The sequence below is a fragment of the Duganella sp. CF402 genome, from assembly GCF_900109645.1.
Taxonomy (GTDB): domain Bacteria; phylum Pseudomonadota; class Gammaproteobacteria; order Burkholderiales; family Burkholderiaceae_D; genus Rugamonas.
Map to the genome: position 1 here is coordinate 2469966 of NZ_FOBG01000001.1, position 22850 is coordinate 2492815.

Consider the following 22850-nt stretch of genomic DNA (forward strand, 5'->3'; position numbering starts at 1 on the left):
GCCGGCAGCGATGCCGGGGCCGATATGATAGCAGAATGGGAAGGAACTACAGCAGGGAATCGCGGACCACGCCGCGCGCGGCCATCGCCCGCTTGAGCTTGACCAGCGCTTCCTGCTGGATCTGGCGCACGCGCTCGCGGGTGACGCCCATTTCCTCGGCCAGGGTCTCCAGCGTGGCCGGGTCGTCGTTGTCGAGGCCGAAGCGGCGCATGATGACGATGCGCTGCTTGTCGGGCAGTTTGGTGAGCCAGTCGCGCACCAGCACGGTCATCTCGTGGTGCTCGGCGCGGGCGTCCGGGCTGTCGTCGGCGTCGCCGGGCAGCATGTCCATCAGCGACGATTGCGGGTCGTTGTCAAGCGGCGCATCGAGCGAGGTGGCGTGCTCGGACAGGGCCAGGATATCCTGCACCTCCTCCACCGGCCGGCCGACCAGCTCGGCGATGTCCTCGGCGGTGGCGTCCTTGCCGTTGTGGTGCTGGGCTTCGAGATGGTATTTGCCGCGCAGGATCTGGTTCAGCTCGCGCACCATGTGCACCGGCAGGCGCACCGTACGGGCCTGGTTCATGATGGCGCGCTCGATGCTCTGGCGGATCCACCAGGTGGCATAAGTGGAAAACCGGAAGCCGCGCTCGGGCTCGAACTTGTCGATGGCGCGCATCAGGCCGATGTTGCCCTCTTCGATCATATCGAGCAGCACCACGCCGCGATTGATGTAGTGCTTGGCGATCGACACCACCAGCCGCAGGTTGTGCTCGATCATGGTCTGGCGCGCGCTGAAGTCGCCGGCCTTGGCCAGCGTGGCGTAGTGGACTTCCTGCGGCGCGGTCAGCAGCGGGCGGGTCCCAATTTGATTCAGATAGTGCTGGGTGGTGTCGGTGGACAGCTCGGCGGCCAGCACTTTTTTCAGTTCATCGACGCTTTCGAGGACCGCGCCCGATTCGGGCGCATCCGCGTCGTCCGCTCCATCGATGACCACATCATCGCCGGCATCGTCCCGGAAATCGTCCGGGAGTGCATCGTCATCCATCTGATCGTGCGGCGTAGAGGTCATCTCATCGGCTCAGCTAGCGGTTAGGCAGGAAACGGGAGGGGTCGACCGGTTTGCCCTGCTGCCGTATCTCAAAGTGCAGCTTGACGGCATCGGTATCGGAATCGCCCATTTCCGCAATCATTTGTCCCTTGGTCACGCTCTGCCCTTCCTTGACCAGGATGGCCCGGTTGTGCGCGTAGGCCGACAACAAATTATTACTGTGCTTCACAATGACGAGATTACCATATCCACGGATGCCGCTACCGGCGTACATCACTTTTCCTGCGCCGGCCGCCACGACTTGCTGGCCGGCCTTGCCGGAGATATCCACGCCCTTGTTCTTGCCCTCGTCGAAAGTGGCAATCACTTTACCGTCGGCCGGCCAGACCCAGCTCAGGCTGGCGTCGTCGCCGCTCAGCGCCGGGGCGGCTGGCGCGGCCGGGGCCGGCGTCGGCACATTGGCGCGCGCCACCGTAGTGGCTGGGGCCGGGCTGGCCGCATCCTTGCCATTATCGGCGCGCTGCATTTCAACCAGATTGGCCTCGGAATACGGCTTCTTCTCGCCTTTCGGCGCGGTTTTCTTCACCACCGGCGGCGCGGCCGGGGTCTTGTCGGACGGCGGCATCACCACGGCGGCGGTTTCCACGCCGTTGCTCTCCGGCGGCAGCACGCGCAGCACCTGGTCGACCTTGATGTCGTTCGGGTTGGACAGATTATTCCAGGCCACCAGGTCGCGGTAATTCTGGCCGAATTCCAGCGCGATGCGGATCAGGGTGTCGCCCTTTTTCACGGTGTACAGGCCGCGCTCGTCGCGGGCGACCGGCGCCGGCTCAGGGGTGCTTGGCTTGGCGGCCGGCGGCGTGGTACGGTCGACCACCGGGGCCTGATTGGGAGTGGTGGTGCAAGCGCTCAATAAAGCGAGCGCAAAGCTCATCGCGAGCAGATTGCTTTTCTTCGTCATTCTCATCTTATGTCTGTGTGGTTCGGGCATTACACTACGCCCGGACGCAGCGGCACGAAATGGCAATCTTCCAGCGTGTGGCTGGTCCATTCCGTCTTGCCGAGGCGTGTAATCAGTTCCAAATGCTGCGTGCGCACGCCCACCGGCGCGACCAGGCGGCCGCCGATGGCCAGCTGTTCCAGCAACGCTTGCGGCACTTCCATTCCGGCGGCGGCCAGAATGATACCGTCAAACGGGGCCGCTTGCGGCAGGCCAAGCATACCATCTCCGTAGTGCAAGCGCAGATTCGGCACGCGCAGCGGCCGCAGATTGGCCTTGGCCAGCTCGTGCAGCGGCTTGATACGCTCGATCGAATACACCTCCTGCGCCACGCAGGACAGCACCGCCGCCTGGTAGCCGCAGCCGGTGCCGATCTCCAGCACGCGCTTGAGCTGGCCGCCGTTGCGCATCACCTCGATCATGCGCGCCACGATGTAGGGCTGCGAAATGGTCTGGTGATGACCGATCGGCAGCGAGGCGTCGACATAGGCTTGCGGCGCCAGCCCTTCGTCCATGAACATGTGGCGCGGCACCGTGTCCATCGCGTTCAGCACCACCTGGTCCTTGACGCCCTGGTTGGCGATGCGCTGCACCATCGCGCGGCGCACGGCGTCCGACACCAGCGGATTGGAGCGCGGCGCGGTGGACGGCGCCGGCTGGGCGCGCTCCATCGCGTAGCTGTGCGACTTGGACGGCGCCGCCACCGCGCGCGGGGCGGGATACTGCGGCGGCGTATGGCGCGCGGCGTTCTGGGTGGCGGTTTGCGGCGTCGCCACCGGCGCAAAGACCGTTGCCTTTTTGGCCCCCTTGTCTACTACCGAGGACAGCGGCAAAGGAAAGGTACGGTTTTTTTCGGTCATGCCAAGGCCTTTGCCAATGCACTGAGTTGGGAAGTGTGGGTCAGATCGATTTGCAGCGGGGTGATCGAGGTCTGGCCGGCGGCCACTGCGTGGAAATCGGTGCCCTCGCCTGCGTCCTTGCAGGCGCCGGGCGGGCCGATCCAGTAGATATCCTTGCCGCGCGGGTCCTTGGCCTTGATCACTGGCTCGGACTGATGACGCCGGCCAAGCCGGGTCGCCACCACGGCGTTAAGTTGCTCATAAGGACGGTTGGGTATATTCACGTTCCACAGGCAGGGACGCGGCAGCGCTTCGTAATAACGCTGGATCAGGTCGCGCGCATGGCGGGCGGCGGCGTCGATATGCTCCCAGCCATACGTGCCCTGCGAAAAGGCGATGGCCGGGATGCCGAACAGGAATCCCTCGGTGGCAGCCGCCACAGTGCCGGAATACAGGGTGTCGTCCCCCATGTTCGGGCCGTTGTTGATGCCAGACACCACCAGGTCGGGCTTGGTGTCCAGAATGGCGGTCAGGGCCACGTGCACGCAGTCGCTGGGCGTGCCGTTGACAAAATAAAAACCATTGGCCGCCCGCTGCACCGACAGCGGCCGGTCCAGCGACAGGGAGTTCGATGCGCCCGAGCGGTTGCTGTCCGGCGCCACCACCACGATCTCCGCGATGGGTGCGAGCGCCTCGGCCAGCGCATTGATACCGGGCGCCAGGTAGCCGTCGTCATTGCTTATCAGGATTCTCATACGGGAGATTTTACCCGAAGCAATGGCCGGACTGCGCATGGCGGCAGCCCGGAAAACATATTAATTTCTGTCAACGCTGCGGCGGCCACGGCGCGGACAGATAACCGTCCAGCGCCAGCAGTTCATCGGCGCTGCGCGCCCACAGGCTGGCGGCCAGATTTTGGCCCCGCCTGGCCCCTGGCGGCCGCACCAGCGCGTCGCCGTAATCGTCCATCGCAGCGTTCTGGTGCAGCTCATGGGCCACCGGCGGCTCGCCGGCTGGCATGCCCAATTGCAGATGCACATCCATCAGCTGCTCGCGCGCCTTGCCGGTTTCCGGATGATCCGGCCCCAGCCGCCGCAAATGCGCGTGCAGCACCGCTTCCAGCAGGCTGCGCGCCGCCTCCAGCTCCTGCATGTGCAACAAGGTATGGGCCAGCGCGGTCTTGCTGCGCAGAGTATCGCTATGTTCGGCGCCCAGCAGGCGCTTGCGCGCGGCCAGCACCTGCTCCTGCACGCTGCGGGCATGCTCGACGTCGCCGCGCAACAGCAGCAGATCGGCGCGCGCCGCCTTGGCGGACAGGGTCAGCAAATGCTCGGCGCCGAGCAGGCGCATATCGGTATCGATCACCGCATCCTGAATCGCCAGCGCCTCGGCCAGCCGGCCCTGCTGACCCAGCGTCACCGCCAGGCTGCTGCGTGCGGCCAGGGTGTCGAAGTGTTCGGGGCCCAGCATGCGCTCGCGCGCCTCGATCACGCACTCCTCCAGGAATTGCGCCTCATCGAGCTTGCCCTGCTGGCGCAGCGCAGCGGCAAGGTTGAGCTTGCTGACCAGCGTGTCCGGGTGATCCTCGCCGACGCCGCGCTGGCGCAACGCCAGCGCCTCCTCCAGCAGGGCCAGCGCCGGCCGCAGCTTGCCCTCGCGCCGGTACAGCTCGCCCAGCAGGTTGAGCTCGCGCGCCAGCGACAGCGGCATCGCGCGCGCGGCGCCGCCGCCCTCCTCCAGCGCCCGGCGCGACTCGCTGATCGACGCCAGCAGGTGGATCTCGCGATGCGATTGCCACGGGAAATAGCCCGGCGCCAGCCAGGCGAGAAAGGCTTCGAAAGTGCGTGTCAGCGAAAAGCGGTCGCCGCCCTGATCGAGCCGCACCGCCACCTGCTCGCCATAGGCAAAGGTGCGGGTCTGCTGCAGCTGCACCTCGTCGAAATAGCTTTCCAGCGACACTTGCGGCATGGCGTAGCAATCGCGGATCAACTCTTCAAAGCTGGGCTGGTAGCCGAGGATGCGCTGGCGCTGGTCACCGCGCCGCCATTGCAGGCGCTGGACACTGTCGCCCATCTCGATGCGCGAAGGCAGCGGATACACCAGCAGCGGCCGCTGCTCATCTTCGTGGCTGCGCCGGTAGGTGGTGGCGCGCGCGACCAGCGCCTGCACACCCTCCAGGCTTTGCCGGTTGGGCGTGAACACCACCACCAGCTTACGCGGAAGCAAGGTGGTGCAAATGCCGGCGCTGTCGGTGCGGCCGGTGCGCGAATCGACCAGCACGAAGCGGAAGTGGCGCGACAGGCGGTCGGCAAAGCAGCGGAACAAGGCCGGGCAACTATAGAACAGCTCCTCCCAGTGCATATTGGCCAGCCGGTCGCCATAGCTGTCGTCAAAGCGGCCGGCACGCATCAGGTAGAGCTGGCTGCTCTGGTCGACCCGGCTCACGTATTGCTCCCAGCCAACAGCCGCCAGCACCTCGTTGGCCAGTTCCTCGTCGTCTCGGGCGGCGGCGCCATTGCGGCGGCGCTGGAGCTGTTCGCGGCAAGCCTCGAACAATTCCAGCACCCCGGGCTTGGCATCATAGTGCTGGTCAGCAAAATAATGATGCAAGCCCGGCGCCTCGAGATCCCAGTCGATCATCAGCACCGGCGTGGTGGCATTCTGCTGCCGCGCCAGCAGCACAGCTATATTAGAGAGCGCCATCGTGCGCCCTGTGCCGCCCTTGTAAGAATAGAAAGTAATGACTTCACCGCTGGTGCCGAGCGGTGGCAGGGTTACCGGAGTGGGTTCCATGACAAACCTTTATCGAGGGAAATGTGGAGGAGGAATGACGCGCCATTCCGGCGGAATATCCGGCATGACAAAACGGCTACAGTCATGCCCCGGTGGCGCGCTTCGTTTTAGACAGTGGTAGTGCTCCGCGATGCGGTGGACGATTTTTTCTATGTCCGGAAGAAACTCTGGATTGGCCTTCAGGTCTCCGCTGGCCAGGGTGTAGCGGGAAAAATCGACATACATGCCGGGCCCGGCGATTTGCGGCGGCAGGCCGTCCGGGTGGCGGGTCATGATGACGGGAATAATCAAATGGCTGGGCAGCGTGTACCACTGCTTGCGCTCCCGCTCGATAAGTTGCATGGCAGCAAACTCACGGCGGGTGTAGCCGTGGGCCTCGTACTTCGGTGTATAAATGGCAATCATGCACACGCTCTCGCACAAGGCGCGCGCGATCTTCTCGTCGAGGTCATCCCCGCCGCCGAGTTGCTCACTATCAACAAAGAGCTCGTCCTCGTTGTCGAAGTGGGGTTCGAGATAGCACTTCAAGGCATCGACCAGGTCGTCCTTGAACTTGCTCATGTAAGCATGCTGGCCATGTGCATAACTGAAAAAGCAGCCGTGACGGATAGTCATGACATCCTCCCTGCGTTTAACCAACTCTAACAAGCCTTTTTGCAGAGACTTTGAGGCAGCACAAACGTGCGCCAGACAGAAGATTGATCAAACGGCTGGCAATTTCAGGTAAGATAAAATATAACGACCGTTCTTTTTTATAAGCGAGGAAACCACAATGAAAGCTGTCGTATGTGAAGCGTGGGGATTGCCGGACACGCTCAAAGTAAAAGAATTGCCAGACCTGCAGCCGGGGCCGGGACAGGTGGTGATCGACGTGCAAGCGGCCGGCGTCAACTTTCCGGACGTATTAATTGTGCAAGGAAAATATCAATTCAAGCCGGAGTTGCCATTTGTGCCAGGCAGCGAAGTCGCCGGCGTGATCCGCTCGGTTGCTGACGATGTGACAACTTTCAAGGCTGGCGACAAGGTCATCGCCTTCGTCCCGACCGGTGGCTTCGGACAACAATTATTAGCGCCGGCACAAGCCCTGATCCCCATGCCGCCCGACATGGATTTCGAGACCGCCGCAGCCATCACCCTCACCTACGGCACCTCATATCACGCGATTGTGGACCGGGCCATGCTAAGAAATAGTGAGAACATGCTAATTCTTGGCGCGGCCGGCGGTGTGGGCCTGGCGGCCATCGAGATCGGCAAAGCCCTTGGAGCCCGCATTATTGCTTGCGCCTCGAGCGACGAGAAGCTGGAAGTATGCCGCCAGCATGGTGCGGACGTCCTGATCAACTACAGCAAGGAAGATTTGCGCGAGGCGGTGAAGGCGGCGACCGGCGGCAAGGGTGCGGACGTGATTTACGACCCGGTCGGCGGCGAGTACAGCGAGCCGGCATTCCGTTCGATCGCGTGGGGCGGGCGCCATCTGGTGGTGGGATTTGCCAACGGCGAGATCCCGAAACTGCCGCTCAATTTGACCTTGCTCAAAGGTGCGTCGTTGATGGGCGTCTTCTGGGGCGAGTTCACCAAGCGTGATCCAAAAGGCAACATGGCCAATATGCGCCAGCTGCTGCAATGGTTACACGAAGGAAAAATCAAACCCCACATTTCGGGGCGCTACAAACTGGAAGAAGCGGCGCAAGCGCTGCACGACATGGCCGCCCGCAAAGTCACCGGCAAAGTAATCGTACTGCCGCAATAACAATTCAGGGTCAGCTCTGTCATTTGGACACGCGCGCACGATATTTGAGAAATATCAATACGCGATTTATTTGTCCGAATGACAGAGCTGACCCTGAATTTCGATACTAAAAGTTACTGTTCGGAATTCTTGTTTTGAAGAATTCAAGCACGACTTCTTGTTCCCGGGTACGTTTGAACGATGGCAGGCTTTGCCAGATTCGCTTGCCGTAGGGCTTGGAAATCACGCGCGGATCGCACAGCATCAGCACGCCACGGTCTTTTTCGTCGCGAATTAAACGCCCGGCGCCCTGCTTCAGGTTGATGATGGCTTCCGGCAGGGTGTGGCTCATGAAGCCGTTTTTACCCTGTTTTTCCATCACTTCGATGCGCGCCGCCAGCACCGGATCGTCCGGCGGGGCAAACGGAAGTTTGTCGATAATGACTAATGACAGCGCATCGCCGCGCACGTCCACGCCTTCCCAGAAACTTTGGGAGCCGATCAGCACGCCATTTCCTGCTTTACGGAACTGGTCCAGCAACTCGGTCCGGCCTTTGTCGCCCTGCACGAACAGCGGGAATGGCAGGTTGCGTTTCTCGAATTCATCGCGCAGGCGCTCGGCTGCCCGCTTGACGGCGCGTAATGTCGTGCATAAAAGGAAAGTTTTCCCGCCCGCCGCCTCGATCACCGGCAGTGCCAGGTCCAGCACGGCGTCGGTGTAGCCGAAGGAATTCGGATCCGGCAGGCCGGTCGGCACGTACAAAATGCCTTGCTCTTCGTAGTTGAACGGGCTCGGCCACGAAATCGATGGCTCGCTCCCCAAGCCCATTTGCTCGGAGAAATGGCTGAAGTCGTTCTTCACCGCCAGCGTTGCCGAGGTGAAAATCCAACTGCGCGGCACGCCTTCGCGCTGGCCGTTGAAGATCGGCGCAATCGACAGCGGTGTCTTGTGCAGCTGCAGGGAGGACGCATACGCTTCCACCCAGAACACGGCTTCCTCGCCCTTGGCCACCTTGGCTTTCGGATCGAATTTCCATGCCGCCAACCGGCCTACCAGCTCTACACCGCGCTGGCGGCACTGTTCCAGCGTTTCCGCCCGCTCGGCTTGCTTTTCCAGCACTTCCATCATGCCGTCCAGCTCGTCCTTCAGGTTTTCCAGCGCCGGGAAGAAGTCGCTCGATGGCGCGATTTGCGGCAGGGACAGGCGCACGATGTCTTGCGGGAAAGTCAGGCGCAGGTCGCGCGCCGCCTTTTCCACCACGGTCACGACCTTGCCCCAATCGGCGCCGTCGCGCGCGTTCGACAGGCCTTCGGCCAGCACGTCGCGGCACAGCTCCAGCACTTGCGAGGTGGAGAACGTGTCGCCGAAGAACAAGGTGGCGGTGTCCGGCAACTGGTGCGCCTCGTCGAAGATAATCGTGTTAGCCGACGGCAACAACTCGGCAACGCCGGAATCCTTCAGCGCCACGTCGGCAAAGAACAGGTGGTGATTGACCACCACCACGTCCGCCTGCTGCGCTTCCTTGCGCGCCTTCATGACGAAGCAATCCTGGTAGTACTGGCATTCCGTGCCCATGCAGTTGTCGCGGGTCGAGGTCACCAGGTTCCAGATCAGCGCGTTTTCCGGCACGCGCGCCAGCTCGGCCTTGTCGCCGGTCTTGGTCATTTTCAGGAAACGCGAGATTTCGCGCAGGTGGCCGACGTCGTCGCGCGAGGTCATGCGCCCGTTCTGCAGCGTGCGCTCCAGGTGGTAATGGCACAGATAGTTCGAGCGCCCTTTCAGCAGCGCCACCGAGACCGGCGCCTGCAAGGCCGCGCGCACGGTCGGGATGTCGCGCAGGAACAGCTGGTCCTGCAAGTTCTTGGTCCCGGTCGAGACGATGGTTTTGCCGCCCCACATCAGCGCCGGCACCAGGTACGCAAAGGTTTTACCCGTGCCAGTCCCCGCCTCGGCAATCAGCGTAGTCTGGGTGGCGATGGCCGACGCAATCGCCTTGGCCATCTCGGTCTGCGAGCGGCGCGGACGGAAATCGCCCACGGCCGGCCCCAGCGGACCGCCGGCGCCAAACAGGCGCTCGATCTCGGAATCGTACTTGCCGGGAGGCTGGTCTGGCGTGGCGCCGATGACGGCAGGGATGGCGTCGGATGCGGGTGGAAGCTGTTCGGTCAAAATAAGTGGTCGTGCTTTACGCCGGAACGTCGGGCACTAATTGCATTTTCAGCAGAGTGATATGGTCTTTCAATTGCAGCTTGCGCTTCTTGAGGCGGCGCAATTGCAGTTGATCGTGGTGTCCGTCCAGCGTGAGCATGTCGATAACCGCGTCCAGGTCACGGTGTTCTACGTCGAGTTCGATCAGTCGACGTTGGATATCTTGTACATCAGCCATTTTTCTCAATCAAATAGTTTCACTGGAACAACACCGACGTCGCGTAACCGTTGCGCACAAACTGCGACACGGTGCATAGTTTAATCTACGGCGCGCCAGCCGCCAACAGAATGATCGCTCACCCGCCCTTCAGGATACAGTGTCGCTTATGAGCGCTTACAAAATCGAGGCCGGTACCGCCCAGCATATCGGCAGCCGTCCGCAACAAAACGACCGGGTCGCCCTGTACACGGCCGCGCAAGCGCCGGGGTATGTCATGGCCGTGCTGGCCGATGGCAACCACAGCCCCATCGCCGCCGACCAGGTGCTGCTGACCAGCAAGCACTTGTTCGACGAATTCCGCGTCGGCGACACCGCCAACCTGCCCCGCTTGCAGGAACTGCTGCGCAATATCGCCCACGAAGTGCACCAGGTCATCACCATGAATCCACTGGCGGCCACCGCCGAGCCGCAAAGCGCGGTTGCCTTGCTGATCCTGACGCCGCAGGCGCAGGCGGTCTGGGCCCATGTTGGTGATGCCCGCATTTACCGCTTCAGCGGCGAGACCTGCGCAATGCGCACCAATGATGCGGCCTACGTCGCCCATCTGGTCGAGCATGACAAGCTGCCGCTGGATGCGGCCAAGCGCCATCGCGGTTCGCGGCTGCTGAATAATGCGCTCGGCAACAGCCTGAAGGAACCGTTCGTCACGGTCGGCTACCACGAGGGCTTGCAGGCCGGCGATGCAATGATGCTGTGTTCGGACGGTTTGTGGCAGCTGTTCCGCCCCGAGGAACTGGCGGCGGCGGTGGCGCGCAACACGCCGCGCCAGGCCGCAGAACGCCTGATCGGCAAGGCCGGCGAACGGGCGCAGGGCAAGGGCGATAACTGCTCGATGGCGATCATCAAGCTGGTGGCGCCGCCGCAGGAAGCGCCAGGCTACACGGTGGAGAAGATGCGCCGCGCCGTCTGATTACTTTGCTGGCTGCTGGGCGGCTTCGGCCTCGGCCTTGCGCTTGGCCTTGGCTTCGTTCTCGGCTTTCTTGCGCGCGACTTCGGCCTGGCGACGCTCGGACTCGGCCTTTTTCTTTTCAAACGCTTCGACGTTGGCCGCGCGCTTGGCCGCTTCCGCCGCTTCTTGCTGCTCGATGCGCTTCAATTTGGCTTCATGCGCCGCTTCGCGGTCGGCCACGCGCGGGCCGGTCGGCGCCGGCGGCGCAGCTTTTTCCTCATGCGGCGGCTTCGGTGGCTGGGCGGCGCGGAGCGCGGCTTCTTCCGCATCCTTGCGCGCGCGCTCGGCCAGGTCGGCGTCGCGCTTGGCGACCGAGTCGGCACGCTTGAAGTGCTGGGCGTCGACTTCGCGCACGCGAATGGCGGCCAGGTCGACGCGGCGTTTTTCCTTGGCCTTGTCCAGGCAGTTGTTGACGAAGAACTTGGTCGAGCATTCGCGCTCGCTGGCGGCGAATTCCGCATGCACGGCGGCGCGGTCGCGCGCCACCAGCTCCAGCGCCGCGTTGGCCTGCTCTACCGAGCTCACGTTCTGGGCTTGCGCCGTGATGGCCAGTGCGCCCAGCAATGCAATCAATGCTTTCATAGTTCGATCCAGTTACGCCAGCGAGGCCGCAGCGCCACGCTGCTGGCGGTTCATGTATTCCTGCGATTGCATCTCGACGATGCGCGACACGGTGCGATGGAATTCGTTGGCCATCGCGCCGTTGGTGTACAGCTCTTCCGGCTCGACCTCGGCCGACATCAGCAGCTTCACGCCCTGGTCGTAGAACACGTCGATCAGCCAGGTGAAGCGGCGCGCCTCCGACGACATGGCGGCCGACATCATCGGCACACCGGACAATATCACGGTATGGAAACGGCTGGCGATTTCCAGATAATCGTTCTGCGAGCGCGGGCCGCCGCACAGGGTGTTGAAGTCGAACCAGATGATGGTGCCGGCGCGGCGCAGCGCACGGATCTCGCGCGCCTCGATGCGGATCACCGGATCTTCGTCGGCGGTTTCGGCCACGCTGGCGTAGGCGTCTCGCAGCGCCTTGTCGGTGGCGGCGCCCAGCGGCGTGTAGTAGGCCTCGACCTGCTCCAGCGCGCGGCCGCGATAGTCGATGCCGGCGTCGATGTTCATCACGTCCAGCTTCTCGTACAGCAGCGCAATGGTCGGCAGGATGCGGTCGCGGTGCAGGCCGTCCGGGTACAGCAGGTTCGGATCGTAGTTGGACGTCATGATGAAGGACACGCCGTTGTCAAACAGCGCCTTCAGCAGGTTGTACATGATCATGGCGTCGGCCACGTCCGAGATGTGGAACTCGTCGAAGCAGATCAGACGGTATTTCTTGGCGACGCGCTTGGCCACCTCGTCCAGCGGGTCGGCCACGCCGCGCAGTTCGTCGAGCTGGCGGTGCACGTCGCGCATGAATTCGTGGAAGTGCAGGCGCGTCTTGCGCACCAGCGGCACCACCGAGAAGAAGCTGTCCATCAGGAAGGACTTGCCGCGCCCCACGCCGCCCCACATGTACACGCCCTTTGGCACCGCCGGGCGGTTGATCAGGCGTTTGAAGGTGCTGGAGCGCTGGCCCTTGTACTCCACCCACTCGTCAAAGCATTGCTGCAAACGGGTGATCGCGCGCTGCTGCGCTTCGTCGGGCTTGTAGCCGCGCTGCGACAGCGCGTTGTGGTAGTACTCTTGGACGTTCATAGTATTCAATCTGCACAAACAAAAACGGCGGACCATGACGGTCCGCCTTGTGACAAGCTACAGCATCAACTTAGAAGTTGAGGGTGCGCTTGTCGATAGCCAGAGCGGCTTCTTTAGTTGCTTCCGACAGCGAAGGGTGCGCGTGGCAGATACGTGCGATGTCTTCCGCCGATGCCTTGAACTCCATCGCCACCACGGCTTCCGAAATCAGTTCCGAAGCCATAGGGCCGATGATGTGCACGCCCAGGATTTCGTCGGTGGTCGCATCAGCCAGGAACTTGACCATGCCCGAGGTATCGCCCAGCGCGCGTGCGCGGCCGTTGGCCAGGAATGGGAAGGTGCCGGCTTTGTAAGCGACGCCGTCGGCCTTCAGTTGCTGCTCGGTGCGGCCTACCCACGCGATTTCCGGCGAGGTGTAGATGACCCAAGGGATGGTGTTGAAGTTGGTGTGACCGTGCTGGCCAGCGATACGCTCGGCCACGGCAACGCCTTCTTCTTCCGCTTTGTGCGCCAGCATCGGGCCGCGCACCACGTCACCGATTGCCCACACGCCTGGCAGGTTGGTTTTGCAGTCGTCGTCGACGGCCACGAAGCCGCGCTCGTCCAGCGCCAGGCCGACTTTGTCAGCGGCCAGGCCGTTGGTGTTCGGGGTACGGCCGATCGACACGATCAGCTTGTCGAACACGGCGGTGTTGGCTTCGCCTTTGGCGTTGTCGTATTCCACGGTAACGTTGTTGGCGCCCTTGCTGACCTTGTTGATCTTGCAGCCCAGGTTGATGCTCAGGCCTTGTTTGGTGAACAGCTTGTTGGCTTCCTTGGCGATCTGCTCGTCAACGGCGCCCAGGAAGGTCGGCAGACCTTCCAGCACGGTCACTTCCGAACCCAGACGACGCCATACCGAACCCATTTCCAGGCCGATCACGCCGGCGCCGATCACGCCCAGCTTCTTCGGCACTTCGCCGATGGCCAGCGCGCCGGTGTTCGACAGGATCAGTTGTTCATCGAACTCCGCGCCTGGCAAGGCACGTGCGTTCGAGCCGGTGGCGATGATGACTTGCTTGCCGACGATGGTTTCGTTGGCAGGGGCCGACACGGTCAGTGGGTAGCCTTCAGCGGTAGCGGCGCCAGCGAAGGCGGCACGGCCGTGGAAGAAGGTCACTTTGTTTTTCTTGAACAGGAACAGGATGCCGTCGTTGTTTTGCTTCACAACGGTGTCCTTGCGCTTGATCATTTGCGGCAGGTTCAGCGACAGGCCCGATACGTCGATGCCGTGGTCCTTGAACGCGTGGCCGGCGTGCTCGTAGTGCTCCGACGATTGCAGCAGCGCTTTCGATGGGATGCAGCCGACGTTGGTGCAAGTGCCGCCCGGTGCTGGGCCGCCCTTTTCGTTTTCCCATGCGTCTACGCAAGCAACCGAGAAGCCCAGTTGTGCAGCGCGGATGGCGGCGATGTAACCGCCAGGACCGGCGCCGATAACTACTACGTCAAATTGTTTACTCATTTTTTAATTTCCAATCAGTTCGTCTTCTGGAACGAAGATCCAAAGCAGGATGTAGATGGCGAGGCCGAAGCCAAACGTGATCACGAACAGCACAAACAGCAAGCGCCAGATCCAGGAATCGACACCGGTGATGCGGCCAAGCCCGCCGCACACGCCGCCTAGCCAGCGGTCGTTGCGCGAGCGGCGCAAACGGGAGATGTCGCCGGAACCGGCGGGCGCTTCGTTGTTCAGCAAACGGGCTTTGGCAGCCGCGAACTCTTCGTCCGACAGCGCACCGGCCTGATGCAGTTCGTGCAAACGCTTGATTTCTTCAGCAACGCTCATGCAAGACCCTCTGAGAAATCTCCGGGCCGGCGGCAATGCCGGCCCGGAGCCATGCGATGAATTACAGGTCCAGCAGCAGACGTGCAGGATCTTCCAGCGCTTCCTTCATGGCCACCAGGCCCAGCACGGCTTCGCGGCCGTCGATGATACGGTGGTCGTAGGACATCGCCAGGTAGTTCATAGGACGAACAACGATCTGGCCGTTTTCAACCACAGCGCGGTCTTTGGTCGCGTGCACGCCCAGGATCGCCGATTGCGGTGGGTTGATGATCGGGGTCGACAGCATCGAACCGAAGGTGCCGCCGTTCGAGATCGAGAAGGTGCCGCCGGTCAGGTCGTCCAGGGTCAGCTTGCCTTCCTTGGCTTTGGCGCCGAATTCGCCGATTTTCTTCTCGATTTCAGCGATCGACATTTGGTCGGCGTTGCGCAGGATAGGCACCACCAGGCCGCGTGGCGAACCAACCGCGATACCGATGTCGAAGTAGCCGTGGTAGACGATGTCGTTGCCATCAACCGAAGCGTTCAGGATTGGGTATTTCTTCAGCGCGGCAACAGCGGCTTTAACGAAGAACGACATGAAGCCCAGCTTGACGCCGTGCTCTTTCTCGAACTTGTCTTTGTACTTGTTACGCAGGTCCATGACCGGAGCCATGTTCACTTCGTTGAAGGTGGTCAGAATGGCGTTGGTCGATTGCGACTGGATCAGGCGCTCGGCGATACGGGCACGCAGACGGCTCATTGGCACGCGCTCTTCCGGACGGTCGCCCAGGTTGGCGGCGGCAGGAGCGGCAACTTGTGCCAGTGCTGGCTTGGCAGCAGGAGCAGCCAGTGGCGCAATCGCTGGCGTCGACGATGCCGAAGCGGCCAGGGCGTCGCCCTTGGTCACGCGGCCGTCTTTGCCCGAACCGGCGACGTCGGAAGCCGACAGGCCTTTTTCCGACAGGATCTTGGCGGCGGCTGGCATGGCCACGTCGCCTTTGTTACCGCCGGCGGCTGGAGCAGCGGCAGCGGCAGGTGCAGCGGCGGCTGGAGCAGCGGCAGCAGCTGGGGCGGCAGCAACAGCAGCACCACCTTCGGTATCGATGATAGCGATCACTTCGTCAGCAACAACGGTGCTGCCGTCGCCCTTGATGATTTGCACCAGGGTGCCGGCGGCAGGCGCTGGCAGTTCCAGAACCACTTTGTCGGTTTCGATATCGATCAGGTTTTCGTCGCGGGCGATGGTGTCGCCGATTTTTTTATGCCAGGTCAGCATGGTTGCTTCTGCGACCGATTCCGACAGCTGAGGAACTTTGACTTCGATTTGTGCCATGAAAAAACTCCGTATATTTTGTTTTTGCGGCGCCCCGCCGCGTAGCAGCAGGGCGCTCCGTTCAATGTGGTGCGACGATTACTTCGTCAGGATGAAACCCTTCAGTTTCGAGAAGGCGGTTTCCAGCAGCTCTTTCTGTTGAGCGTAGTGCTTGTCGTAGTAACCGACAGCTGGCGACGCCGATGCTGGGCGACCGGCGTAGGCCAGGCGTTGGCCGGCGTCCATGCTCTCGAACAGGTTGTGCTGAATCTGGAACCAAGGGCCCTGATTCTGCGGCTCGTCCTGCGCCCACACCACTTCGGCCAGCGATGGGAACTTTTTCAGTTCGGCAGCGAAGGCTTTGTGCGGGAACGGATACAGCTGCTCGACACGCACGATGGCGGTGTCGGTCTGGCCACGGGTCTTGCGTGCGTTGACCAGGTCGTAGTAGACCTTGCCCGAGCAAGCGATAACGCGTTTAACTTTCTTGGCGTCGATCTTCTCGTCCACTTCACCGATCACGGTCTGGAACGCGCCTTTGGCCAGTTCGCTCAGCGGCGAACCTGCATCCTTGTTACGCAGCAGCGATTTCGGGGTCATGATGACCAGCGGCTTGCGGAACTGACGCACCATCTGGCGACGCAGCACGTGGAAGATCTGCGAAGCGGTGGTCGGCTGAACCACTTGCATGTTGTTGTCTGCGCACAGCTGCAGGAAGCGCTCTGGGCGAGCCGACGAGTGCTCCGGACCCTGGCCTTCGTAGCCGTGTGGCAGCATCATGACCAGGCCGGAAGCACGGCCCCACTTCACTTCGCCGGAGCTGATGAACTGGTCGATCACAACCTGGGCGCCGTTGACGAAGTCGCCGAACTGGGCTTCCCAGATGGTCAGGGTGTTAGGTTCTGCGGTCGAGTAACCGTATTCGAAGCCCAGCACTGCCTCTTCCGACAGCACCGAGTCGATCACGGTGAACGGCGCCTGGCCTTCAGCGATGTTCTGCAGTGGCACGTAGGTGCCGGCATCCCAGCGCTCGCGGTTCTGGTCGTGCAGCACAGCGTGACGGTGGGTGAAGGTGCCGCGGCCTGCATCCTGGCCGGTCAGGCGGATGGCGTAGCCCGACGATACCAGCGACGCGAAGCCCAGGTGTTCGCCCATGCCCCAGTCCAGGTTCATCTCGCCACGGCCCATCGCTGCGCGGTCAGCCAGTACTTTCTCGACCAGCGAGTGCACTTTGAAGTTTTCCGGCACGGTGGTGATGCGGGTGGCCAGGCGCTTCAGTTCGGTCAGCGGCACAGCGGTGTCGGCGGCGTCGGTCCACTTCTTGTTCAGGAACGGCAGCCAATCAACGGCGTACTTGTTCTTGAAGTTGGTGATGACTGGGTCAACGGTGTGCTTGCCGGCGTCCATTGCGTCGCGGAAGGCCGCTTGCAGTTGCTCGCCGCCGTCGGCCGGGATCACGTTTTGGGCGACCAGCTTGTCCGCGTACAGCTTGCGGGTGCCTGGGTGCTTGCCGATTTTCTTGTACATCAGCGGCTGGGTCAGCGCCGGGGTATCTTGCTCGTTGTGGCCCAGTTTGCGGAAGCAGATGATGTCAACCACGATGTCCTTGCCGAACTGCGCGCGGTAGTCCATCGCGATTTGCGATGCCAGCACGGTGGCTTCAGGATCGTCGGCGTTCACGTGCAGCACTGGTGCTTCGATCATCTTGACGACGTCCGAGCAGTAGATGGTGGAACGTGCATCGCGCGGATCGGAGGTGGTGAAACCGATCTGGTTGTTGATGACGATGTGCACGGTACCGCCGGTGCCGTAGCCACGGGTCTGCGCCAGATTCAGGGTTTCCATCACAACGCCCTGGCCTGCGAAGGCGGCGTCGCCGTGCACCAGGATCGGCAGCACTTGCTTGCCGGCCGGGTCGCCACGGCGATCCATACGGGCTTTGACCGAACCTTCAACCACTGGGTTGACGATTTCCAGGTGCGACGGGTTGAACGCCAGCGACAGGTGGACTGGACCGCCAGCGGTCGAGATGTCCGACGAGAAGCCTTGGTGGTATTTCACGTCGCCGGCCGGCAGGTCGTCGCCGTGCTTGCCTTCGAATTCTTCGAACAGGTCTTTTGGTGCTTTGCCCAGGGTGTTGACCAGCACGTTCAGACGGCCGCGGTGGGCCATGCCGATCACGATCTCTTGCACGCCTTTTTCACCGGCGCGCTGGATGATCTCGTCGATCGACGCGATGAAGGTCTCGCCGCCTTCCAGCGAGAAACGCTTCTGGCCGACGTACTTGGTGTGGAGGTAGCGCTCCAGGCCTTCTGCAGCGGTCAGACGCTCCAGGATGTGTTTTTTCTTCTCGGCGGTGAAGCTTGGGGTCGAGCGGATCGACTCCAGGCGTTCTTGCAGCCAGCGCTTTTCAGCTGGGTCCGAGATGTACATGTATTCCGCGCCGATCGAACGGGTGTAGGTGTCGCGCAGGAAGTTCAGCAGGTCGCGCAGGGTCGCGGTCTCTGGGCCGAAGTAGGTATTGCTGACGTTGAACACGGTGTCCATGTCGGCATCGGTGAAGCCGTAGAAGCTCGGCTCCAGCTCAGGAATGCTTGGACGCTCTTGACGCTGCAGCGGATCCAGGTTGGCCCAGCGCGAGCCCAGGTAGCGGTAGGCGGCGATCAGTTGGGTAACGGCGACGCGTTTGCGGCCCATTTCGGCATCAGCCGAGGCGCTTACGGTGCGGATAGGACCTGCTTTGGCGCGCTCTGCGAAAGAGGCGATGACGGAGGCGTGTGCGACGTCCGGTTTGTTGGAGCCATCGACTGCCGGTACGTGCTGCATGGCGTCGAAGTAGGCGCGCCAGTTGTCTGGTACCGAGCCTGGGTTGTTCAGATACGCTTCGTACAGTTCTTCAACGTACGGTGCGTTCCCACCAAACAGGTAGGAGTTGGACGTGTGTTGTTGCATCATTCTTGCTCACCTTTCTTCGCGCTTCGCGAGGAATTAGCGGGTTAGTCTAACCTTCCGCGACACGGCCTGACCGGTTAGCGGATTGCACATCAAGTTGTGGGGGAAGGGCTATTTGTTCAGTGTTACCTAAAACGGGCCATTCAGCATAGCACCGGTATTGTATCTCAACAATGATTTACGCGACAAAATCCTGCTAAATCTTTCGGCGTTAATTTTAACTTAAGCCGCATGAATGCTGGTTTTCCCTAACCGCGTTAGCAATAAATCCAGCATTGCGCGCAGTGCAGGTGACATATGTTGGCGGGAAGTGTAGATACCGTAAATCCCCATTCGGGAGGGAGTGTAGCCGGGAAGCAACGCCACCAGCTTGCCGGCGGCAATCAGCGGGGCGGCGCTATACAGCGGCTGCATAGCGATGCCGCTGCCCTGCTCCGCCGCTTTCAGCAGGATCAGGTCCTCATTGGCCGACAGGTTGCCGCTGACCGGCACCGACACCGCCGCGCCGTCATCTGCAGTGAACTGCCACAGGCTTTTGCCGAAATAAGTATAGGTCAGGCAGTTGTGGCCGGCCAGGTCCTGCGGCCGCTGCGGCGTGCCGCGCTCCTCGAGATAGGACGGCGCGGCACACACCACCGAGTCGCAGTGCCCCAGTTGGCGGGCGATCAGGTTCGGCTCCAGCGCGTTGGTGATGCGCAGCGCGAGGTCGATGCGCTCCTCGATCAGGTTGACGGCGCGGTTGTTCACTTGCAGATCGACCGAAGTGCGCGGGTAGCGTGTCAGGTACTCGCCCACGGCGGCCGCCAGCTCGGCCTGCGCCAGCGATTGCGAGCAGGTGATGCGCAGCAGGCCTTGCGGCGTGTCGGCGTCGCCGCCGGCGGCGACCGCCATGTCGTCGGCCACTTCGAGCATGCGGCGGCAGCGCGCCAGCGTGATGTCGCCGGCATCGGTCAGGCTCAGGCGGCGGGTGCTCCGGTGCAGCAGGCGGGCGCCGGCCCACTCCTCCATCTCGGCCAGATAGCGCGTGACCATCGCCCGCGACATGTCCAGCGCGTCGGCGGCGGCGATCATGCTGCCGCGCTCGGCAATGCTGACAAAAACCCGTGCGGCAGTAATGCGATCCATGATTCGTCCGATTTGTGCAATTAATAAAGCCAGATTACCGTATTTTTCTATCGGTTTGAGAAATTTAAGATGGCGTCATTCTTACTTTTCTTTGGAGTGCATATGTTCAAACCTGCCCTGCTGTCCGCCGCCCTCGCCGCTTCCGTCGCCGCCCAGGCCGCGCCGCTCAAGCTGGACGTGTTCAATCCGGGCGAAGCCGCCATCTTCCCGGTGGCCTCGGTCATCGTCAGCGGCGCCAAGGACGCGGTGCTGATCGACGCCCAGTTCTCGCGCGGCGAGGCGATCAAGCTGGTCGACAAGATCAAAGCCACCGGCAAGCACCTGACCACCATCTACATCAGCCACGACGACCCTGACTTCTACTTCGGCCTGGACGTGATCCACGCCGCCTTCCCGGACGCGAAGATCGTCGCCACGCCAGCCGTGATCGCCGGCATCGAGCGCAAGAAGGCCGCCAAGGTCGCTTACTGGGGCCCGATCCTGAAGGACAACGCGCCGCGCGAGGTGATCGTGCCGCAGCCGCTGCAAGGCGACAACATCACGCTGGAAGGCCAGACGCTGCAAATCAAGGATGCGCCGCGCGGCTACGTGTGGATCCCATCGATCAAGGCCGTGGTCGGCGGCGTGGTGCTGTTCAACGACCTGCACGTGTGGACCGCCGACACCCAAACGCCGGAGTCGCGCCGCCAATGGCTGGCGACGCTGGATGGCATCGCCGCCTTGAAGCCGACCACCGTGGTGCCGGGTCACTTCGCACCGGGCGCACCGCTGACGGCCGCCGCCATCGGCTACACCCGCAACTATCTGGTCAGCTTCGAGAACGAAACCGCCAAGGCCGCCGATTCGGCCGCGCTGAGCGCCCGCATGAAAGCACTGTACCCAAGCGCCGGCCTGCCAGCGGCGCTGGACACCAGCGCCAAGGTCGCGAAAGGCGAAATGAAGTGGTAAGCAGCAGTGCGGTGGAGTGATACACTGCGGCCTCCGACTTCACCGCCACATCTGCATGCACACCCTTGAGCAGTTACGCAGCGGCGCGCTGGCAGGCATTACCCGCCTGACCTTGCGCTGCGGCCTCACCGAATTCCCGCGCGAGATCTACGCGCTGGCCGACAGCCTGGAAATCCTCGACCTGTCCGGCAATGCGCTGTCGTCGCTGCCGGACGACCTGCCGCGCCTGCACAAGCTGCGCATCATCTTCTGCTCGGACAACCAGTTCACCGAACTGCCGCCGGTGCTGGGCGCCTGCCCGGCGCTGACGATGGTCGGTTTCAAGGCCAACCAGATCCGCCACGTGCCGGCTGCGGCCCTGCCCGCCCAGCTGCGCTGGCTGGTGCTGACCGATAACGATCTGGAACAGCTGCCAGCCGCACTGGGCGAACGCCCCTTGCTGCAGAAGCTGATGCTGGCCGGGAACCGCCTGCGCGCCCTACCCGAGTCAATGGCGCAGCTGCACAAGCTGGAACTGCTGCGCATCGCCTCCAACCGGCTGGACGCGCTGCCGTCATGGCTACTGTCGCTGCCGCGCCTGACGTGGCTGGCCTACGCCGGCAATCCACTGTGCGACCAGCTGGAAGATACGCTGGTGCACACGCCCTCCACCGCCATCAGCTGGCCGACCTTGGCGCTGCGCGACAAGCTGGGTGAAGGCGCGTCCGGCGTCATCTACAAAGCCGACTGGCCGCACGACGACACCGCCGAGCCGGTGGCGGTCAAACTATTCAAAGGCGCCATGACCAGCGACGGTTCGCCGCTGAGCGAAATGGCGGCCTGCCTCGGCGCCGGCGCCCATCCCAACCTGATCCCGGTGCTGGGCCACATCGAAGACCATCCCGACGGCGTACACGGCCTGGCCATGTCGCTGATCTCGCCGGATTTCCACAACCTCGCCGGTCCGCCGAGCCTGAACAGCTGCACGCGCGACATCTACCGCGACGGCAAGCGCTTCCCGCTGGAGACCATGCTGTCGATCGCACGCGGCATCGCCTCGGCGGCGGCGCAGCTGCACAGCCACGGCATCATGCACGGCGACCTGTACGGCCACAACGTGCTGCACGACGAGCACGGCCACACCCTGCTGGGCGACTTCGGCGCCGCCTCCTTCTACGACCCGGCCGGCCCGCACGCGGCGGCGCTGCAAACGCTGGAAGTGCGCGCCTTCGGCAATCTGCTGGAAGAACTGCTGGACCGCTGTGACACCGACCTCCCACGCCTGCGCCAGCTGCGCGACGCCTGCCAGCAAGGCGGCCCGCGCTTCAACGACATCAAAGAACAGCTAGACAATCCGTTCTAGATATTTTATTCTACATCCATGAGCACCTTACCGAAACCAACTGCCGCCGAACTGGAAATGCTGCGCCTGCTGTACGCGCTGGGCCCGGCCACGGCGCGGCAAGTACACGAAGCGGCGCTGGAAACCCGTCCGGACACCAGCTACGCCAACGTCCTGCGCGTGCTGCAAGTGATGCACACCAAAGGCCTGCTGAAACGCGACGAAAGCCAGCGCGCCCACATCTACGCGCCGGTGCAGGAACAAGACTCGGTGCAAACCAACCTGCTGAAAGACTTGATCCAGAAAGCCTTCGCCGGCTCCGGCAAAGCCCTGGTCCTGGCCGCCCTGCGCGGCGGCCACGTCAGCAAAAAAGAACGCGAAGAAATCCAGGCCCTGCTGGATCAGGAAAAATAAGCGAGCCACCATTCGACTCAAGGCTCAACATTAAGTTCAGTAGGCGCTCACAACCCCAAGCTACAATGGCAGCCTTTCACTAGGCGCCAGAAGATGAACAACCGTATCCATGCTTGGCCCACACGGGCTCACCCAGTTATTGCCGTGATGCTGGCGGTGGCGATTTGCGCCGTGCCGATAGTCCTGCCGCACTTTAATCTGGCCAACCTGCCGGCCAACCTGTTTGCCTATGTCTTCTGCTGCGTGCTGGTCTATCCATTCGCGGCGCTGCTGCGCCATCGCGTGACCAGCGTGCCCTCGATCTGGGGCATCGCTGCGCTGTTCCTGCTGGCGGCCTGCTTCTACCACACCAATATCATTGCCGAAACCGCCGACAGCGCCTGGCCGCAGCGGCGCGATATCACGCTGGATAAATTTCTCTACAACCTGCCCCAGTTGACGCTGGGCGTGTTGTGCTGGTGGCTGCTGGTGCTGCGGCCCGATCGCCGCCAGCGGGCAGAATGAATCCCGGTA

Annotated in this window: 21 protein-coding genes; 6 read left to right on the plus strand and 15 right to left on the minus strand. The window is 62.5% G+C overall.

The genetic code is table 11. From position 1 onward, the window contains the following. Positions 1-46: 46 nt before the first annotated feature. The 6 genes from rpoS to BMZ70_RS11125 form a co-directional block, all read right to left on the minus strand. On the minus strand, positions 47-1051 hold the full coding sequence (gene rpoS / locus BMZ70_RS11100; protein WP_092273680.1) for an RNA polymerase sigma factor RpoS: 1005 nt from the start codon (positions 1049-1051) through the stop codon (positions 47-49). Between the two features lie 13 nt (positions 1052-1064). Beyond that, the gene (locus BMZ70_RS11105) at positions 1065-1991 is read right to left on the minus strand and encodes a peptidoglycan DD-metalloendopeptidase family protein (protein ID WP_092273683.1); all 927 of its coding nucleotides are present in this window, start codon (positions 1989-1991) and stop codon (positions 1065-1067) included. A 29-nt stretch (positions 1992-2020) separates the two neighbouring features. Beyond that, on the minus strand, positions 2021-2890 hold the full coding sequence (locus BMZ70_RS11110; protein ID WP_092273686.1) for a protein-L-isoaspartate(D-aspartate) O-methyltransferase: 870 nt from the start codon (positions 2888-2890) through the stop codon (positions 2021-2023). Beyond that, positions 2887-3624, minus strand: a complete 738-nt coding sequence (surE, locus tag BMZ70_RS11115) for a 5'/3'-nucleotidase SurE (protein ID WP_092273689.1) — start codon at positions 3622-3624, stop codon at positions 2887-2889. Before surE ends, BMZ70_RS11110 begins: the two co-directional genes overlap by 4 nt. Positions 3625-3694: 70 nt before the next feature. Beyond that, positions 3695-5662 (minus strand): KGGVGR-motif variant AAA ATPase, encoded by a 1968-nt coding sequence (locus BMZ70_RS29205; protein ID WP_092273692.1) that lies wholly within the window; start codon positions 5660-5662, stop codon positions 3695-3697. Positions 5663-5671: 9 nt separating this feature from the next. After that, positions 5672-6277, minus strand: coding sequence for a toll/interleukin-1 receptor domain-containing protein (locus BMZ70_RS11125; RefSeq protein WP_092277756.1), 606 nt, complete (start codon positions 6275-6277; stop codon positions 5672-5674). Between the two features lie 157 nt (positions 6278-6434). Here BMZ70_RS11125 and BMZ70_RS11130 point away from each other — a divergent pair, with 157 nt between their 5' ends. Further along, a complete protein-coding gene (locus tag BMZ70_RS11130) occupies positions 6435-7412 on the plus strand; it encodes an NADPH:quinone oxidoreductase family protein (protein WP_092273695.1) in 978 nt (325 codons plus the stop codon). Positions 7413-7518: 106 nt separating this feature from the next. On the opposite strand, the gene BMZ70_RS11135 is transcribed toward BMZ70_RS11130, so the two are convergent. Together BMZ70_RS11135 and BMZ70_RS11140 are read right to left on the minus strand one after the other, a co-directional pair. Further along, a complete protein-coding gene (locus BMZ70_RS11135) occupies positions 7519-9561 on the minus strand; it encodes a DNA repair helicase YoaA (RefSeq protein ID WP_092273698.1) in 2043 nt (680 codons plus the stop codon). 16 nt (positions 9562-9577) lie between these two features. Beyond that, positions 9578-9778 (minus strand): YdcH family protein, encoded by a 201-nt coding sequence (locus BMZ70_RS11140; protein ID WP_092273701.1) that lies wholly within the window; start codon positions 9776-9778, stop codon positions 9578-9580. Between the two features lie 148 nt (positions 9779-9926). Here BMZ70_RS11140 and BMZ70_RS11145 point away from each other — a divergent pair, with 148 nt between their 5' ends. Beyond that, positions 9927-10730, plus strand: coding sequence for a PP2C family protein-serine/threonine phosphatase (locus BMZ70_RS11145; protein ID WP_092273704.1), 804 nt, complete (start codon positions 9927-9929; stop codon positions 10728-10730). Here BMZ70_RS11145 and BMZ70_RS11150 read toward each other — a convergent pair whose 3' ends face one another. The 7 genes from BMZ70_RS11150 to BMZ70_RS11180 form a co-directional block, all read right to left on the minus strand. Continuing rightward, entirely contained in the window at positions 10731-11351 is a 621-nt protein-coding gene (locus BMZ70_RS11150; RefSeq protein WP_092273707.1) for a hypothetical protein, read from the minus strand. It lies immediately after the preceding gene. Between the two features lie 12 nt (positions 11352-11363). Next, positions 11364-12461, minus strand: a complete 1098-nt coding sequence (gene zapE / locus BMZ70_RS11155; RefSeq protein WP_092273710.1) for a cell division protein ZapE — start codon at positions 12459-12461, stop codon at positions 11364-11366. 70 nt (positions 12462-12531) lie between these two features. Continuing rightward, on the minus strand, positions 12532-13962 hold the full coding sequence (gene lpdA, locus BMZ70_RS11160) for a dihydrolipoyl dehydrogenase (RefSeq protein WP_092273713.1): 1431 nt from the start codon (positions 13960-13962) through the stop codon (positions 12532-12534). 3 nt (positions 13963-13965) lie between these two features. Next, positions 13966-14286: a PspC domain-containing protein gene (locus tag BMZ70_RS11165; protein ID WP_092273716.1), complete on the minus strand. Its 321-nt coding sequence runs from the start codon at positions 14284-14286 to the stop codon at positions 13966-13968. A 61-nt stretch (positions 14287-14347) separates the two neighbouring features. Continuing rightward, positions 14348-15598, minus strand: coding sequence for a 2-oxoglutarate dehydrogenase complex dihydrolipoyllysine-residue succinyltransferase (gene odhB / locus BMZ70_RS11170; protein WP_092273719.1), 1251 nt, complete (start codon positions 15596-15598; stop codon positions 14348-14350). A gap of 78 nt (positions 15599-15676) precedes the next feature. Continuing rightward, positions 15677-18532, minus strand: a complete 2856-nt coding sequence (locus BMZ70_RS11175) for a 2-oxoglutarate dehydrogenase E1 component (protein ID WP_092273722.1) — start codon at positions 18530-18532, stop codon at positions 15677-15679. Between the two features lie 219 nt (positions 18533-18751). Further along, on the minus strand, positions 18752-19654 hold the full coding sequence (locus tag BMZ70_RS11180) for a LysR family transcriptional regulator (RefSeq protein WP_092273724.1): 903 nt from the start codon (positions 19652-19654) through the stop codon (positions 18752-18754). 102 nt (positions 19655-19756) lie between these two features. Between BMZ70_RS11180 and BMZ70_RS11185 the strand changes: the two genes are divergently transcribed. The 4 genes from BMZ70_RS11185 (at position 19757) to BMZ70_RS11200 (ending at position 22841) form a co-directional block, all read left to right on the plus strand. Beyond that, a complete protein-coding gene (locus BMZ70_RS11185; protein WP_092273727.1) occupies positions 19757-20602 on the plus strand; it encodes an MBL fold metallo-hydrolase in 846 nt (281 codons plus the stop codon). Between the two features lie 55 nt (positions 20603-20657). Then, on the plus strand, positions 20658-21944 hold the full coding sequence (locus tag BMZ70_RS11190; protein ID WP_092273730.1) for a leucine-rich repeat-containing protein kinase family protein: 1287 nt from the start codon (positions 20658-20660) through the stop codon (positions 21942-21944). 18 nt (positions 21945-21962) lie between these two features. Beyond that, positions 21963-22337 carry a BlaI/MecI/CopY family transcriptional regulator gene (locus BMZ70_RS11195; protein ID WP_092273733.1) on the plus strand — a complete coding sequence of 125 codons (375 nt, stop codon included), beginning with the start codon at positions 21963-21965 and terminating at the stop codon, positions 22335-22337. A gap of 93 nt (positions 22338-22430) precedes the next feature. Continuing rightward, a complete protein-coding gene (locus BMZ70_RS11200) occupies positions 22431-22841 on the plus strand; it encodes a hypothetical protein (protein WP_092273736.1) in 411 nt (136 codons plus the stop codon). Positions 22842-22850: the final 9 nt, after the last annotated feature.